Annotated in this window: 10 protein-coding genes; 3 read left to right on the plus strand and 7 right to left on the minus strand. The window is 61.4% G+C overall.

Features of this window, described 5'->3' with window-relative positions; translation table 11 throughout:
* Positions 1-43: 43 nt before the first annotated feature.
* The 3 genes from R5R33_RS07340 to mrcB form a co-directional block, all read right to left on the minus strand.
* The gene (locus R5R33_RS07340; RefSeq protein WP_318955371.1) at positions 44-724 is read right to left on the minus strand and encodes a Fe2+-dependent dioxygenase; all 681 of its coding nucleotides are present in this window, start codon (positions 722-724) and stop codon (positions 44-46) included.
* Between the two features lie 24 nt (positions 725-748).
* On the minus strand, positions 749-3,073 hold the full coding sequence (locus R5R33_RS07345) for a TonB-dependent receptor (protein WP_318955372.1): 2,325 nt from the start codon (positions 3,071-3,073) through the stop codon (positions 749-751).
* A gap of 206 nt (positions 3,074-3,279) precedes the next feature.
* Positions 3,280-6,021 carry a penicillin-binding protein 1B gene (mrcB, locus tag R5R33_RS07350; RefSeq protein ID WP_318955373.1) on the minus strand — a complete coding sequence of 914 codons (2,742 nt, stop codon included), beginning with the start codon at positions 6,019-6,021 and terminating at the stop codon, positions 3,280-3,282.
* 238 nt (positions 6,022-6,259) lie between these two features.
* On the opposite strand from mrcB, the gene R5R33_RS07355 reads away from it, so the two are divergent.
* The gene (locus R5R33_RS07355; protein WP_318955374.1) at positions 6,260-7,264 is read left to right on the plus strand and encodes an adenosine kinase; all 1,005 of its coding nucleotides are present in this window, start codon (positions 6,260-6,262) and stop codon (positions 7,262-7,264) included.
* A gap of 214 nt (positions 7,265-7,478) precedes the next feature.
* Here the strand turns inward: R5R33_RS07355 and R5R33_RS07360 are convergent, their stop codons facing one another.
* The 4 genes from R5R33_RS07360 to R5R33_RS07375 form a co-directional block, all read right to left on the minus strand.
* The gene (locus tag R5R33_RS07360; protein ID WP_318955375.1) at positions 7,479-9,248 is read right to left on the minus strand and encodes an EAL domain-containing protein; all 1,770 of its coding nucleotides are present in this window, start codon (positions 9,246-9,248) and stop codon (positions 7,479-7,481) included.
* Between the two features lie 137 nt (positions 9,249-9,385).
* Positions 9,386-9,964 carry a YajG family lipoprotein gene (locus R5R33_RS07365; protein ID WP_318955376.1) on the minus strand — a complete coding sequence of 193 codons (579 nt, stop codon included), beginning with the start codon at positions 9,962-9,964 and terminating at the stop codon, positions 9,386-9,388.
* Positions 9,965-10,108: 144 nt separating this feature from the next.
* On the minus strand, positions 10,109-10,642 hold the full coding sequence (locus R5R33_RS07370) for a copper chaperone PCu(A)C (protein WP_318955377.1): 534 nt from the start codon (positions 10,640-10,642) through the stop codon (positions 10,109-10,111).
* Positions 10,643-10,680: 38 nt separating this feature from the next.
* Positions 10,681-11,481 (minus strand): N-acetylglucosaminyltransferase, encoded by an 801-nt coding sequence (locus tag R5R33_RS07375; RefSeq protein ID WP_318955378.1) that lies wholly within the window; start codon positions 11,479-11,481, stop codon positions 10,681-10,683.
* Positions 11,482-11,640: 159 nt separating this feature from the next.
* On the opposite strand from R5R33_RS07375, the gene R5R33_RS07380 reads away from it, so the two are divergent.
* Positions 11,641-13,542 (plus strand): protein-disulfide reductase DsbD family protein, encoded by a 1,902-nt coding sequence (locus R5R33_RS07380; RefSeq protein WP_318955379.1) that lies wholly within the window; start codon positions 11,641-11,643, stop codon positions 13,540-13,542.
* A gap of 350 nt (positions 13,543-13,892) precedes the next feature.
* Positions 13,893-14,327: a type II 3-dehydroquinate dehydratase gene (gene aroQ, locus R5R33_RS07385; RefSeq protein WP_318955380.1), complete on the plus strand. Its 435-nt coding sequence runs from the start codon at positions 13,893-13,895 to the stop codon at positions 14,325-14,327.
* Positions 14,328-14,384: the final 57 nt, after the last annotated feature.

The raw sequence follows: 14,384 nt of genomic DNA on the forward strand, positions 1-14,384 counted from the left end.
TTACAGCAGTGGGCCCTGGCGAGTGGGCGGGATACGCCGAGGATTACACCTCGGCGCACTTGCGGATCAGGTTGTGATACACATGATGCAGCCGGTCCAGCTCGCCCCGGTCCACCTGCTGCTGACGCAACAGGTTCTGGATGGACTGGTCCAGTTCGAACAGGATCTGGCGCATGGCCCCATCTGCTACCAGGCTCTGCATCCAGGTGATCGCAGCCAGTCGCTGCCCGCCGGTAACGGCAGTCACCTTGTGCAGGCTGCTGGACGGATAGACCACGGCAGAGCCCGCGGGCAACTTCACCCGCTGCTCACCGAATTCCGTGGCAATCACCAGTTCGCCACCTTCGTACTCTTCGGGCTCACTGAGAAACAGCGTCATCGACATGTCACTGCGCAGGACATCATTGGATCCGGGAATCCGCATGATGGCGCCATCCACATGCCAGCCGTATTCTTCACGTTCGCCGTAGCGATTAAACACCGGCGGAAAAATACGATGGGGAAGCGCAGCCGAAATGAGTTGCGGCGTCTCCCCCATACGGGACAGCAGCTGGTTGGCCAGCTGCCGTACCGTAGGGTCGGCCGGGTCGGCCTGATGGTTGTTTTTTACTTCCGCAGACATACCCATCGCCGTGGCCCTGCCATCCGCCCAGGGCAGTGATGTCAGGACTTCGCGATATCTGGCCACTTCCTGTGGCGAAAGCATATTTTCAATTACAACCATCGGTTTTCCCGCTCGGAACGCAGATCAGAACTCGTAGGTGGCGGTAGCACGGATACTGCGACCTTCGCCCAGGTACATAAATGAACCGGAACGGTAGGCGGCAGTCCAGTACTCTTCGTCGAGCAGGTTACCGATATTCGCGCGCAGGGTCAGCTTATCGGTGGCGTTATAGTTCGCAAACAGGCCGACCACCTGATAGCTCGGTACCACAATGCTGTACTGACCGGTCGTCTGGTCGTAACCCGCAGCGGTATCCGGCTGGCCACCATACATTTCGCTCTGATAGCTGTAGTCACCGCCAAAGGCGAAACTCTCGGTGGGCTGGTATCGAACCTGCAGGTAATAGCTGCGGTCAGCGAAGTTGCTAAGTGCCAGGCCGATGTTGTCGGCATTGTAGGAATCCAGTACTTCCGACTCCATGAAGGATGCCGAGGCCTGCACGCTCAGGTTTTCGGTAATGTCACCGCTCAAGCCAAACTCCACGCCCTGCACGCGGTTTTCACCGGTGTTCAGGGTGCCGAGGGTTGAGTAGCTGTCACCGACACTCTCCATGACATCGCCTTTGGTCATGCGGAACACCGCTGCGGAAGCCAGCAGATTTCCATCAAACAGCATCCACTTGGTACCCAGCTCCAGGTTTTCCACCAGTTCCGGGTCGGCTTCTACCGCCTGATCCGGGGTGCCGCAGATACCGCCGTAGCCACAGTTGGCGCCCAGATCCGACTCGCCACCGTTGATGTTGGTTGCGGTGCTGTAGGTTGCGTAGATATTGCCGTTTTCCGCCACCTCGTAAACCAGCCCCAGATGGCCGTTGTACATGGTATCGGAGTAGGCATACAGCTCATCGCCGTTGCGGCCGCTGGTGGCGTTGCTGTAGTCGAAGCGGTCCTGGCGCAGGCCGAAGAACACATCCAGGTCGTCGGTAACTGCAACGGTATCCATCACGTAGAAGGACACGGTCTCGATATCGTAGAGCGCATCGGTATCACCGCGGGTAAAGCTGCGGCCCATGACACTGCCGACATTGTCCAGCAGGTTGCCGGCACCATCGAGAATACAGTAGGCCTCGGAAACACCGCCGCGGCCCTCGGTCAGGCAGGTGCCGGCATTGGCGTATTCGATGTCGTAAACACCGTTGTCCACAGACTCGTCGGTGTACTCGAGACCGAACACCAGTTTGTGCTCGCGCCCGAACAGTTCCTTGTCCCAGAACAGGTTGAACTGGGTAGTGGCGTAGTCCACTTCCTGCCAGCCCTGATGCGTGCTCAAGGTCATGGTCGCCGCGCCCGGCGCCGCCGGGTCGCTGTCTGCACGGTTGGTACCGCGGACACCGGTGGTGATGTAGCCGTTTTCGGTCTGCCCGGCGCGGGTGGCGTTGTACAGGCGCACACTGTCAGACAGGCGATAATCGGTGCGCAGGGTGAACGTTGTCACCTGGGAGTCCAGGAAATCGTTGTCCTGAGCATATACGGGGATGTCTTCTATCGGCTTGCGGGCTTCGCGATCGAAGTAGCTGCCCAGGTCCGGCTTGTCGTGTGCATCCAGATAGTAGACGTCGGCAATCAATGACAGGTCGTCGGAGGCCTGGAACACACCGGACAACTGCACACCGTCGCGCTCCTGTTCGATACCTTCGCGGCCGGGCTTGTCCTGCTGGGCAGACAGTCCGTTGATACGCAGTGCCAGGTCGTCATTCAGTGACAGGTTGTAATCCACGGTAACGCGGGTGTGGTCATCGGTGCCGCCCGCGAGGTCGACGCGGCCGAAGTTGTAGGTGGTGGAAGCCTTCTTGGTGATGCTGTTCACCGCACCGCCGGAAGAACCGCGCCCTGCGAATGTGGAGCTGGGCCCCTTGGTGATTTCCAGACGCTCGGTGGCAAAACTTTCACGGGTGGTCATACCCGGATCGCGCAGTCCATCGACAAACACATCGCTGCGTGCTTCATGGCCGCGAATAATATAGCGGTCGCCGAAGGCGTTACCGTTCTCTCCGGTGCCAAGGGTTACGCCAGACTGTGCGGCGAGGATGTCTTTCAGATCGGTTCTGCCGGACTCCTGGATCTGGTCCAGGGTGAGCACGCTGATGGTCTGTGGGGTATCCACCAGGTCGGCGACGTGGCGGGCGTCTCCAGAGCGATCGTAACGGTAGACGGAGGTGCGAACCCCGTGGATTTCGATGTGCTCGATTGCGGCTTTTTCCGCTTCAGAAACGCAGGCCTTGGAATCTTTCTCCGGGCACACAGACTCCTGCTCCTGTGCGATGGAGGTATGGGATCCGAAAGCCAGTGCAGCGGCAATCGTTTGTGCGCCCATGGACAGGGGCAGTGATTTGATGCGCGATCCAGACATTTATTTGTTTCTCCCTAAGCGATAAATCATCGGCGCGGAGTATAGGCGATGCCTAACCAAAAACAAATAAAATTGATAAAGATTCTCAATTAGAGGCGCAAAATTAAACCACCTCGCTATTTTCGTACGAAATCAGTGAGGTGGTTTTTCAAAAAACCTGAATCAGATACCGACCAGAAAGCCCTCAGAAGGCCCGCTGCCGTTTATCACGGCCACTGATCGTCTGCCTGCGGCGGCCAGGGCTGGGCTTCCTCCACTGGCACGCCCTGGCGGCCCTCGTTCTCGCGCCGCTGCTCTTCTTCCCGCCGCAGCGCCTCCTCCCGCAGCATGCGTTCTTCGAGGATGCGTCGCTCTTCCTCGGCGCGACGCTCCTCTTCGCGATAACGATCTTCCTGGATACGGCCGGACTCCTCCAGCCGGCGCAGTCGCTCCCCTTCGCTCTGCGGAAGCGACTGGGGCTCATCGCGGTATTCCGGCGGCTCCTGGGGCACGCTCTGTTCGTCCTGCCACTGCTCCTGCTCCAGCTGCTCGCGCAGCTGGCGCTCACGCTGGCGCTGCTGTTCCTCGCGGCGCTGCTGTTCCGGGTCTATGCCCCAGCCCGGGGTCATTTCTTCACGCGGCGCCACTTTTTTGTCGTCGTCGCGATCGAACCAGTTGCGGAACCAGCCGCGGCTCTGGCAGCGGGGGTCGGTCTGCAGGCGGCTTTCGTCGGAAATCGGCAGCTCGCGCCCGCCCTCACAGTGGCGCGGGTCCATGTATTCGCCCTTGTCGTTCAGCGGCTTCCACTCGACCCCGCGCGGCGCCTGGATACGGCCGTGGCGGTGGGGCAGTTTGCGCATGATGTCGGTCCACACGCTGAGGGCACCGGTGGCACCGGTGAGACTGGTGCGCTGGTTGTCATCGCGCCCGAGCCATACCACCGCTGTCACACCGGGACTGAAACCGGCAAACCAGCTGTCGCGATAATCGTTGGTCGTTCCGGTCTTGCCGGCAAACGGCACACTGTTGGGCAGGCGGCGGTAAGCGCTTTTGGCGGTGCCCTCGCGCATGACCTGCTCGAGGCCGTAGCGCAGCAGGTACACCGGCACCTCTTCCACGCCGCGACTGGTTTTGGGACGGAATCGCTGTACCTGATTGCCATCTGCATCGGACACCGCCAACAGCGTGCGCGGCTCCACGTGCTCGCCGCCGTTGGCCAGGGTCTGGTACATGCCGGCCACCTCAAACGGTGTCAGCTCGGCGGTGCCGAGGAACAGCGACGGCACCCGCGGCAAGTTGGCCTGTACTCCCAGCCTGCGCATGGTCTGGCGCACATTCTCGATCCCGAGGTCCAGCCCCAGGCGCGCGGTGGCCAGGTTGTAGGAATTGGAAAGCGCCACATACAGCGGCACCAGCCCATGGCTGCGGTTGCCGTAGTTGGACGGCATCCACACCTGGCCATCTTCCGTGACCTCGCGAATCGGCGCGTCATCGATCAGGGTGCCGAGGTTGTACTGGTGCGGCCGCTCGAGTGCAGCGAGGTAGATTGCCGGCTTCACCAGCGAGCCAATCTGGCGACGCGCTTCCAGCGCGCGGTTAAATCCGGGGTAGTGGGGACGGCGGTCACCCACCATCGCCAGCACATTGCCGGTGTGGTTTTCCAGAATGACGGTGGCGGCCTGCAGCGAGTCCTTCTGGATACCACGGTCTTTCTCCAGCTGTGCCACACCCTGGCTCACCGACTTTTCCGCCAGATCCTGCACCGAAGGTGAGAGGCTGGTATAGATCCGCAGGCCCGCGGTGCGCAGCTCTTCCACGGAATAGTAGGGGCGCAGTTCTTCCAGCAGTCGTTCGGTAAACGCCGGATAGGGATTTTGTGCGGTGTCACCGGCGGACACGACCTCCAGTGGCTTCTTGATCAGGCGATCGTGCTGCTCCCCGGTAATCAGCCCCTGTTCCTGCATCACATCCAGCACGATGTTGCGACGCTCCAGCGCGCGCTTGGGGTTGCGCCACGGGTTGTAATAGGAGGCGCCTTTCACCAGCCCTACCAGCAGTGCGATCTGGTGCGGTTCCAGCTGGCTCAGCGGCTTCTGGAAATAGAACTCGGAGGCAAGGCCAAAGCCGTAGATCGCACGGCTGCCCTGCTGCCCCAACCACACCTCGTTGATGTACTCCTGCAGGATATAGGCCTTGTCGTAGTGGACCTCCATCAGGATCGCCATCAGCGCTTCGTTAAACTTGCGTCGCAGGCTGGGCTTGTGGTCGAAGAAGATGTTCTTCACCAGCTGCTGGGTGATGGTGGATCCACCCTGCACCACACCGCCGGCCTTGAAGTTGGCCACCATGGCCCGCGCGATACCGCGGGGAGAAACCCCGAAGTGGTGCACGAAATCCTGGTCCTCCACTGCGATCAGGGTGGCACCGAGCAGCGGCGGAATCTCATTGATCCGCACCGGGTTGCGGTCGTCGCCGCCTCCCAGCAGGGTGCCGATGGGCGCGGCGTCGAGGCGGAACTCCTTCAGGCTGCCGCCACCTTCGTCGCGCAGATGGGTGAGTTCGTCATTGCGCAGGCGGAACTGCACCTTGGCGGCAGGCTCGCGCTTGTCCGCGTGGATAAAGTCGCGCCGCCACACCAGGTACTCCATGCCCTCGCGCTGCCACTGTCCCGGCTCCTCGACATTCGCAACCTTGTTGTAATTGAGCGCGGCGAACTCGGATTCCAGTTCGTCCGGGCGCATCACCATACCTTCCTGCAGGATCAGCGGGCGCGCGAACACCCGTGCCGGCAGCTGGTACTGGCGACTGTCCAGACGCTCGCGCAGCTGCACATCCAGCCACACCATGTACGCAGCCAGCGCCAGCACCCCCAGCAGGGCCAGCAATGCCAGGCGGCCGATCCAGCGGCGCAGCCGGCCAGAAGTGTGTTTTTGGCTTTTCCCGTTAGAACGGCGCTTGTTTGATGCCATATCGCTACAGATAAACTCTTAACAAAGGATTCAAAATCGGTGTCGGCCGCAAATCGCGGCCGCTTTGGAGGCTTTTATAGCCGGCATTTATAAGGTCACCAGTACACAAGTCAAATCCAGCCGGTCACAGACCGCCACGTCGCATGCACTTGCACTGGACCCATCCCGCGCCATAATGCGGCGAGCTCCCGCAGCGCGGGCCAGACTACAGCAACAGACCAGAAGCAACGGAATCCCTATGCACCAGTACGACCTTTACGGCATCGGCGCCGCCCTACTCGATACGGAAATTGAAGTCACCGACAGCGACCTCGCGTCCCTGGGGGTCGACAAGGGAGTCATGACACTGGTGGACGACGTGCGCCAACAACAGCTGGTGGACGATCTAAGAAACCACATGGTCACCGCCAGCCACGCCTGCGGTGGCTCCGGAGCCAACACCGTCATCGCCGCCAGTTACTTCGGCCTCGGCACCTTCTACTCGTGCAAGGTGGCGGACGACGACAACGGCGATTTCTACCGCGACAACCTCGCCGCCGCCGGGGTCGACTACCCCAAGGCACTGCACAACGCCGACGCCGGCACCACCGGCAAATGCCTGGTGCTCATTACCCCGGACGCCGAGCGCAGCATGAACACCTATCTCGGCATCAGTGCCGAGCTCTCGATGGCGGAACTCGACAGCGAAGCCCTGAGCCAGTCGCGCTGGATCTACCTCGAAGGCTATCTGGTCTCCTCCCCCACCGGCCGCGCCGCCGCCATCGCCCTGCGCAAGCAGGCCGAAGCAAGCGGTGTAAAAACTGCCCTGAGCCTATCCGACCCCATGATGGTGCAACTGTTCCATGACGGTCTGAAAGAAATGATCGGCGACAGCGTAGACCTGCTGTTCTGCAATCGCGACGAAGCCCTCAAATTCTGCGATACCGACTCCATCGACCAGGCCGCCAAGGCCCTGCGCAACCACTGCCGTTCCTTCGCCATCACCCTCGGTGCCGACGGCGCGCTGCTGTGGGACGGCGAACAGGAATACCGGGTCGCCGCACCCAAGGTCAAAGCCATCGACACCAACGGCGCCGGCGACATGTTCGCGGGCGCTTTCCTGTACGGCATCAATCGGGAAATGGGCTTCATCGAAGCCGGCGAACTGGCCTGCCGCGCTGCGGCACAGGTGGTGAGTCAGTATGGGCCGAGATTGCGTCCGGAGCAGCATAAAGAACTGCTGGCGCAGACGGCGAACGCGTAAAGAATCGGTATACAGGAAACAGGTCTGAAGGCTTACGAAGCTGAAAACCCAGAAGTGAAGGCCAAGTGCTGGGTCTGGGTTTTCAGGATCGTCGGCAACAGGGACGTTGCCGACGAAGTGTACAGGGATGTATTCACAGCGGTCCTGAAAACCCAGACCGAGTGCATGGCCGCTACAGATCCCGCTTCAAACCTCCGAGGGATTACCACCGAAATCAGCTCACGGAAGAAGGCCGAGGTCCACTGATCTCGGGTAAACAGGCCGCAGCGGCAATACCAAACCCCTGCGCATAATCCACTCCCATCAAGCGCAGTTTTTCCAGCAGTTCCGGCGTCTCCGCAAACTCCGCAATGGTGCTGATCCCCATGCGCTTCGCCAGGTGGTCCACCGTGCTCACCATCGCACTGTCGATCTCATCCTCCAGCATATTGCGCACAAAGGAACCGTCGATCTTCAGGTAGTCCACCGGCAACTGCCGCAGATACGCCAGCGACGACGCCCCCCGGCCAAAATCATCCAGCGCAAAACTGCACCCCGCCGCGCGCAACTTGTGGATAAACACCAGCGCCCGATCCAGATTGTTGATCGCACTCGTCTCGGTGATCTCAAACTGCACCCGCGACGGCGCCACCCCGGCCTCCGTCAACTCTCCCAGCACGAAATCGGCAAAGTACTCATCGCCGAGACTGATCCCGGAAATATTGATGGCATAGTGGAAGCCCGCCGCGCCACTGCTCTGCTCCAGCGCCATATAGCGGAAAATATTGCGGATCACCCAGCGGTCCACCTCATCGATGATCCCATAGCGCTCTGCCGCCGGCAGGAACAGCCCCGGCGAAATTACATCGCCATCGCGGCCCTGCATGCGCACCAGTACCTCGTAGTGGTGTATTCGATTCTTGTCCTGCAGCGCCACCACCGGCTGGCGATACAGTAGCAGGCGGTCCTCGCGGATCGCCGCGTGAATCTCCGCAAGCCAGGTACTCTCGCGGCGCTTCTCCAGTGCCTTGCGCGAATCCCCGAAAAACTTCACCCGGTTGCGCCCCTGGTCCCTTGCTGCACTGCAGGCATCGTTGGCCGAAGCCAGTAACTGGCTGGCGGGGGGCGCATGGCTGTCGACACTAACCGCGCCGATCGACAACGCCGGGCGTGTCTCGCTGTCTTCCCACTGGAACACAAAACCGTTCACCGCCTCGCGCAGACGGGTCACGATGCGTTTGGCCTCCTCCAGGGTGCAGTCTTTCAGCAGCAGCGCAAATTCATCACTGCCCACGCGCCCCAGCAGGTCGCCCTCGCCCAGGCAGCGGGTCAGGATTTTCGCCAGCGCGATCAACAGCGCATCGCCGGCACTGTAGCCGAGGGTGTCGTTGACCACTTTGAACTGATAGACATCGAGATACAGGAGGATGTGGTGGTGGCGCGGGCCGGTGTCGGAGCCCAGCAGTTGCTGCAGGGCGTGTTCGAAGGTCTGGCGATTGGGAAGATGGGTAAGGGCATCGTGGCTGCTCTGCCAGCTGAGGCGGGAAGAGATGCGCCGCACCTCCGAGGTATGGCGCAACACCAGCACATAGCCCTCGAGGTTCACGCCCTCCCGCAGGCTGTGGATCACCACGCTGACCTCCAGCAGCTCGCCGTCTTCCCGGCGAATATTGCCGCGCAGTTCGCGACGGCTGGGAATATTGCCAGCGGCTTCCGCACTGCCAAAGTTCAGATCAATCGCCTCACCGCCGTCGTCGTAGAGCGGCAAGCTGCCGGCGAGTGGCTGTCCCGGAAGCAGTCCGACAAGATTGCCGCACAGCTCGCTGGCCAGCGGGTTGCTGTAGCGGATACGGCCGTGGCGGTCAGTGACCACCACGCCGTCGGCCACCTCGCCCAGCGCCAGCTCCGCGGCCGCCGGGCCCAGGGAGCTGCCGGACAATGCCTCCGCATCCGCCTCCGACAGCAGGCCGTGGAAGGCGGCATTTTTCGGTGTGAACTCAGTCAATGGAATCCCAATTCAACCGGCAGCGGCGCCCGGTCTTTGCCAAGGCGGTCGCCCGAGGGGACCGCGAAAAAACATCGCGCCACTGGCGCAACTCTCATAATCGAAGATATCTCTCAACGGCAAAAAATAACACCGGCTTAGAGGTTCTGGCGCAGGAAAGACTTCAGTTTTTCGTCCTCGAACGCGCGCTGCAGGGTGGCACTCAGCAACTGGTTGAGGTTGGCTTCCACCTCTTCGCGACTGGGCTTGATCAGGTTGCGGTCCTTGCCGCTGGTGCTGTAGTTACCGTAAAAGGTTGCACCCCTCACCGACACCTGCAGCTGGATGGACGCGCCGGAATCCACCTTGGTGGTGTAGAGCTTGTTGGGGCTGTCGTAACTGAGGTTGGTGAGGTTTGCTACCACCTGTACATCGCCGCCGGTCTGAACGCTTTGGAAAGACCAGGCCTCCAGCCCCTGATAAAGGGCGGCAGCCATCGCCTGTTCGATATCGTTCCCCAGGGACACATTGGAGGAATCAGCGTAGATGCCACCCAAAGAACCGAGACCGCCACCGGGCAGCTGATTCACGCCGCGGGCGTACACGGTGTAGCCGGAGCCGATATTATCCGGGGCGACCTGCACTTGCGGCTTCACCACCACCTGCACCGGGCTGTGGGCACAGGCACCGAGCATCACAGCAAAACCCGTAACCAGTACTGCGGCCAGTTTCTTCATAAAATCTCTCCAATACTCCATAAATGGTTCAATGTTTTCGGCATTCAGCCGGGACTTTTCCAATTGGAATCCTGCCTGCACGCCATTTCGATGCAATTTCCCGGGGTATTCCCGCTGATATCGCCCCCGCAACCCGGATCACGGCTAGCCGTGATGGTGTCCGTGATGGATAGCTTCTTCCTGCCCCGCTTCCGGCGCCTGCTCCCCGAGCCCCCGTACTGGCAGTGTCACTTCGTGTGCGGAACCATCGGCGAATACCAGCCGCAGGGACAGCGACTGCCCCGCTTTCAGCGTTACACCGCGGACCATCAAATGGACCGCGCCCGGGCGCATTTCAATGGCACCGCCACCGGGCAACGTAATTTCCGAGAGCGCGCGCATTCGACTCACGCCAGCCACCGCTTCGGTCGTGTGTAGCTCGACCGAACCCTGCGGATACGCGGGCAGCTCAATCCGTTCGAGTATCCGCGCATGGCCGGCAAGCTCGCGCAGGGTCAGGTAAGCCGCGCCCATGGGTGTGCCGGGTGGCATTTCGCGGGCATAACCCGTGATTTCGATATCTGCGGCCGAATCTGTCTCTGCAGCGACCGCGCTTGCCCCGGTACACAGGCACCACAGCAACAGTGCGCGGAACGTCCAAGTGTTTGCGGATTTCTGCTTTACGGTTTTTCTGTCCAACAACATCCCCTCCGTTTCAGCTCGCCTGACGCGTGAGATTACTGGGTCTTTTGTAACAGTAATCGCGGCGGATTGCCGAGTTTTATGTCACCTCGCACACGGTAACCGGGTACCGCTTCGCGCAGCTGGCTGTACACCCAGCGCCCTTCGGCATCATTGCGGGCGACAATGATGACCCGCAGCTCGTGCGCGCGAATGCGCTCCGCGACACTTTTCAGCATTTGCACCATGGTATCGGAGCGCGCCGTCAGCGGCCCCGCCGGCAACTCCAGGGTCTGTGCGCCCGGCCCTTCCATGGCAATATCCTGTTCCGCGCGACGCTGCTCCCGCTGCGACTGGCTGCGCACTTCTTTCGATAGTGGGTTGCCCGGTGCAATCTGGTCCGCGGTGTTCAGCAGGCTGTTGGCATGCCCGAACGCACGCTGGCGCAGCAGATCTCGCGCCTGTTCCACCAGCTGCATCACCAGGGTCTGGATCCCCGCCGCGGCCTGGGCATTGCCCGGATCCAGCTGCTGCACCTGCAGGTAGAAGTCATAGGCGCTGGCACCGGCGGGCATGGTGATAAAGCCCTCGCGCTGAGCGTCTTCCGCGCGCTGCAGAAAATGTTGCACGGCGCGCTGGCGGATTTCTTCCGGGCTGGGCCCCGTGGGGCGCACCGGTTCCGGGGGCACTGGTGCCGGCGCAGGTGCTGGCGGCGGCGTGGCGCAGCCCGTAACCAGTGTCAGCAACAGGGCGCCGGACACCGCGAGTGCCCGCCGCGGGAGAGCTGCGCCACCGGAGAAGCCGCCGGCACCCTTAACAGGAATTTTGCCTTTCACGATATTTGCGATCGGATTCACTTTTCTGATGTCTACCTTCACGCTGGGGCCCGCTCGCTGCCAGCTGTTGTTTTTTTGTACCGACGGCACCGCTATACTGCGCCTACGCTGGAGGCACCAGGGAACGGCGGCCCGCAAAACCAGTCCAAACTTGCCTGACTATAAAGAATTTTGTTGCCAATGACTGCGAAGACTTCCGGCTTGCGAAAAATATTTCTTACCGTGCGCCCAGCAAATATCACTCTGGCCCTATTTTGTGCGCTGCTGCTTGTGGGCGCCTGGCTGCCCTCCTTGTCCGCCAGCGCCAGCGGCGGGCTCCCCACAGCTTCTACGGCACCATCTTCGGCGCCGTTCGGCACCGTGAGTTCCGGCCAGAATGACTTCCTGCCGGTAGACCAGGCCTACCAGCTGGATTTCCTGTTCAGCGAGGATGGCGCCAGCGCATTGTTCCAGATTGCACCTGAATACTACCTGTACCGCGACAAATTGAAGGTGCTGGTAATAAAGGATGGCGAGCAATCGGCCCTGCCGCTCAACCTGGAACAGGGCGAGGTGATCTGGGACGACTATTTCGAAAAGGAAACTGAGGTTTACCGCTGGCAACTGGAGATCCCGCTGGCAATGCCCCTGGGGGCCAACGCTGACCAAACCTCGCAGATCCAGGTGCACTACCAGGGCTGCGCCGATGCCGGCCTCTGCTATCCGCCGCAGGTGCGCAAATTTTCCCTGGACTTTACCAGCCAGACCGCCACACCGGAGGACAGTGCCGGTAGCGGACCCAGCGCTCGCGGCAACGCAATCGCCAGCGGACCGCTGGCTGCTGCCGGTTCAGCCGCAACCTCCAGCAGCCTGCTGCTGGCGCTGGCACTGGCTTTCGGCGGCGGCCTGCTGTTGAACCTGATGCCCTGCGTGTTCCCGGTACTGTCCATCAAGGCGCTGGCGATCACTCACGCCGGCGATCGCCAGCGGCTGCACGGCTGGGCTTATACGGCTGGCGTGATCGCCACTTTCGTGCTGATTGCCGCCATCATGCTGGGACTGCGCGGTGCCGGCGAGGCGGTGGGCTGGGGCTTCCAGCTGCAGTCGCCAGTGGTGGTAGCGGCGCTGGCTTACCTGTTTTTTGCCATGGGCCTCAGCCTTTCCGGGGTTACCGAATTTGGCGGCCGCCTGATGGGGCTCGGCGCCAGCAACACTGGCAACAGTGGTCTCGGCGGTTCTTTCAGTACCGGCGCTCTGGCCACGGTAGTGGCGAGCCCCTGCACCGCACCGATGATGGGGTCGGCACTGGGCTTTGCGGTAACCCAACCGGCCCTGGTGGCGCTATCGGTATTCGCCGCCCTCGGCGCCGGGATGGCCGCACCCTTCCTGATGCTCACCTATATTCCCGCACTGGCGGAGAAACTGCCGCGCCCCGGCCCCTGGATGGAAACCCTCAAGCAGCTCCTCGCCTTCCCCATGTACCTCACCGCGGTGTGGCTGCTGTGGGTACTCGGCCGCCAGACCGGTAGCGACGGCCTCGCACTGGTGCTGGCGGGAGCCGTGGCGATCGCCTTTGCACTGTGGCTGTGGCCGCGCCCGGCAGATAGCGCGGGCAAGGCCCGATGGCTGCGGGTTGCTGTCGCGATTGGCGCCCTGACGGGAGCCACGTGGGTATTGCCGCAACTAGAGAGCGGCACCCAGCAGCTGGCTACTCCCCGAGCAAGCGACTACTGGCAACCCTACACCCCGCAGGCACTGGAAGCTGCCCGCAACCAGGGACAGCCGGTACTCATCAACATGACTGCTGCCTGGTGCATCACCTGTCTCGCCAACGAGAAAGTTGTGCTATCCAGCGACGCCGTGCGCGCCGCAGTCGGCGATTTCGGCATCGTCGCTCTCAAGGGCGACTGGACCAACCAGGACCCGCAGATCACCGAGCTGCTGACCCGCTACGGCCGCTCCAGTGTGCCACTGTACCTGCTGTTTCCCGCCGGTGGTGGCGAACCGCAGATCCTGCCGCAGATCCTCTCCCGCGACGGCCTGCTCACCGCCATGCGCGGCGCCGCCAGCCGCGAGGCGGTGGTGGACTCTTCCGCTGAGTAAATGGTGTTTCTGTAACGGCGATGATGGCGTACCTCACTGTGGTGCGCCGCCGATCATCATCGCCGCCACACCAACTCCTTCGGCAATTCGCCTATGTGGCCATTCGCACAGGCGAATAAGCCATCCCTCATAAAACTTTGCCGTAAATTGGACGTGAATTTCGGCGAACTGCGCGCAACGTCTCTATTTCCGAAATTGGGGCATGGACAGAGGGTCACTTTTGCGGCAAACTCGCGCGCAATTTCAACAAATCCGCTGATTGGTGCCGTTTACCGGCACGTTATCTGACTTTTTCCGGATTTTAGTCACAAAATCGCGCGCATTACCCGAGACAAAGAGGGAGGCACAGAATGGCTAAACTGCTGTTGTTACACGGCCCCAATCTGAACCTGCTGGGTGTTCGCGAGCCTCAGATTTACGGCTCCACTACCCTCGAGGAAATCAACCAGGCCGCGCGCGCCCAGTGCGACGCCGCAGGTTGCGAGTTCGATTGCCTGCAGAGCAACAGCGAAGCGGAGCTGGTAGAGCGAATTCACCGCGCCTTTGTCGACAAAGTGGACTTCATCGTCATCAACCCCGCGGCGTTTACCCACACGAGCGTCGCCCTGCGCGATGCGATGGCGGGCGTTGCCATTCCGTTTATCGAGGTCCACCTGTCCAACCCACACGCCCGCGAGCCCTTCCGCCACCACTCCTATCTGTCGGATCTGGCGCAAGGCGTTATCTGCGGGTTCGGTGCAGATAGCTACACTTTGGCTCTAGAAGCGGCGCTGAAACGGCTTTAACTGAATTTTTCATTCGCGGGCTGCGCGCCCGCGAGCATGTATACACAAGATCGAGAG

The organism is Microbulbifer pacificus, from assembly GCF_033723955.1.
Classification (GTDB): Bacteria; Pseudomonadota; Gammaproteobacteria; order Pseudomonadales; family Cellvibrionaceae; genus Microbulbifer; species Microbulbifer pacificus.

What these genes read in the sequence shown, in the direction of transcription:
- mrcB (WP_318955373.1), bottom strand. Translation starts at nt 6,021, where the DNA reads ATGGCATCAAACAAGCGCCGTTCTAACGGGAAAAGCCAAAAACACACT.
- R5R33_RS07340 (WP_318955371.1), bottom strand. Translation starts at nt 724, where the DNA reads ATGGTTGTAATTGAAAATATGCTTTCGCCACAGGAAGTGGCCAGATAT.
- R5R33_RS07345 (WP_318955372.1), bottom strand. Translation starts at nt 3,073, where the DNA reads ATGTCTGGATCGCGCATCAAATCACTGCCCCTGTCCATGGGCGCACAA.
- aroQ (WP_318955380.1), top strand. Translation starts at nt 13,893, where the DNA reads ATGGCTAAACTGCTGTTGTTACACGGCCCCAATCTGAACCTGCTGGGT.
- R5R33_RS07355 (WP_318955374.1), top strand. Translation starts at nt 6,260, where the DNA reads ATGCACCAGTACGACCTTTACGGCATCGGCGCCGCCCTACTCGATACG.
- R5R33_RS07365 (WP_318955376.1), bottom strand. Translation starts at nt 9,964, where the DNA reads ATGAAGAAACTGGCCGCAGTACTGGTTACGGGTTTTGCTGTGATGCTC.
- R5R33_RS07380 (WP_318955379.1), top strand. Translation starts at nt 11,641, where the DNA reads ATGACTGCGAAGACTTCCGGCTTGCGAAAAATATTTCTTACCGTGCGC.